Here is a 1,844-nt window from a genome sequence, read left to right as displayed (position 1 = left end):
CCGGTGCTCGACCGGACGGGTGGCATCCTGGGAATGCTGCTGCCCGCGAGCGGGCCGGGGGCCGTCGCACGCGCCATCCCTGCCCGCGATCTGCCGCTGGAAGGCGCCGCCTCGCCGGTTACGCTGGAGCCGGAGGCGCTGGCCACGCTGGCCCGCGCGATCACGCTCCGCATCGCCTGCTGGAACTAGCAGGCTGCTGGAAAAAGTCGTGGGTTCACCCGGCCCTGCGCTGAAAAGCTGAAAATCGGTCCGGGCACGAGCCAAGACCTGCGGTTTCTGGGGAGATCTTCACCCATGCAGGGAGGATCTCCGCCCCGGAGCAAACTCGGAACCCTTTTCAGCACCCTGCTAGCCGCGCCAGAAGCGGGGCATCAGCAGCACGAACACCGCGATAAGCTCCAGCCGCCCGAGCAACATTCCGAAGGTCATCAGCCATTTCGCGGTGCGCGGGAAACCCGCCACCGCCCCGCTGGCCTCCACCTCCGGCCCATAGACGGTGCCGACATTGGCGATTGCCGTCCAGGCGGCTGTCATGGCGGTGCGGAAATGCAGCCCGCAGACCGACAGGCCAAGCGTCAGCACGCCGAGGCTCAGCATGAATATGGTGAAGAACAGGATCACCGAATTCAGCACATCCGAATCCACCACCCGTCCCTCCAACCGGACGGGATGCATCGCATGGGGGGAGTTGATCCGCAGGATCTGGCTGCGGATTGCCTGAAAGAGGATCAGGAAGCGGAACACCTTGATCGAACAGCCGGTGGAGGAGGTGCATCCCCCGACCAGCCCCGCCAGAATGACCACCGTCAGCGGAAACTGCCCCCAAGTGGAGGCATCCGCCGTCGTCAGACCCGTGCCGGAGAACAGCGACACCACGTTGAAGGCACTCTCCTGCAACGTCTGAACGACAGGCGCGCCGGAGACCAGCGTGCGATACAGAAAGACCAGCATCACCGCGTAGAACAGCCAGCGGAGATAGGCCCGGACCTGCACGTCCCGCCAGAGCGGCGTCGGATCCCCCCGGACGAGCTGGATGTAGCGGATGAACGGGGTGGAGGCGATGATCATGAACACCACCGCTGCCCATTGCGGCCCCGGGCCAAAGCGCGCGAAGCTGTCGTCGTAGCTGGAAAATCCGCCCGTGGAAACGGAGGACAGCGCCATTACCGTCGCGTCATAGGCCGAAAGGCCCAGCATGCGGAAGATCACGATGAAAGTGACCGTCAGCACGATGTAAAGCCGCAGAAGTGCGCCCGCGATGTCGATGGCCCGCGGCAAGACCTTGCCCAGCGTGTCGAACCCTTCGGAGCGGAAGAACTGCATGCCCCCCACGCGCATCACCGGCAGGAAGATCATCGCCACGATGACGATGCCGAGCCCGCCCATGCCGTTCATCATCGCCCGCCACAGGTTCGTGCCCCGCGGCAAATCATCCAGCCCGACGAAAACCGTGGTGCCCGTGGTGGTGAAGCCGGACATCGCCTCGAAATAGGCATCCGTCAGGTTCGCATGGGGTGCGCCGATCATCAGCGGCAGCGCACCAAAGAACGGCAGCACGATCCACGTCCCCGTAGTGAGCAGAAAAGACTGGCGTATCGTGAGGCCCTGCCGGCTCTCTCCCCGGCAGGCAAGCGCCACGAGAGCGCCGGTGAGGACGGTGACAATCGCGCCCTCCGCGAACGGCCGCCAGTGCGGCGTGCGGAGCGCCACCTCCAGCGCAAGCGGCGCAAGCATCGCCAGTCCGATGACGGCGACCAGCAGACCGATGATGTATCCGACAGGTCGCACGTCCAGCATGGCCGTAGCTTCCCGGAGGCGCGCCCGCTGTCAAGACCAGTCGTCGC

At 65.3% G+C, this 1,844-nt stretch carries 1 protein-coding gene and 1 pseudogene; one reads left to right on the top strand and one right to left on the bottom strand.

Annotation, left to right across the window (positions count from 1 at the left end; genetic code table 11):
* Window positions 1-189 (top strand): annotated as a pseudogene (locus RT513_RS04160) (hypothetical protein); the annotation flags it as partial.
* Window positions 190-348: 159 nt separating this feature from the next.
* Here the strand turns inward: RT513_RS04160 and RT513_RS04155 are convergent.
* Window positions 349-1,797, bottom strand: a complete 1,449-nt coding sequence (locus tag RT513_RS04155; protein WP_290690893.1) for a TrkH family potassium uptake protein — start codon at window positions 1,795-1,797, stop codon at window positions 349-351.
* Window positions 1,798-1,844 lie beyond the last annotated feature (47 nt).

It is taken from the genome of Haematobacter sp. (assembly GCF_032102465.1).
In the GTDB taxonomy this organism is placed as follows: Bacteria; Pseudomonadota; Alphaproteobacteria; order Rhodobacterales; family Rhodobacteraceae; genus Haematobacter.
The sequence above is the reverse complement of the archived record's forward strand: the minus strand, read 5'-3'. Positions and strand labels throughout refer to the sequence as shown.

Bases quoted from the DNA above. Each gene is read 5' to 3' on its own strand.
- RT513_RS04155 (WP_290690893.1), bottom strand. From the start codon at position 1,797: ATGCTGGACGTGCGACCTGTCGGATACATCATCGGTCTGCTGGTCGCC.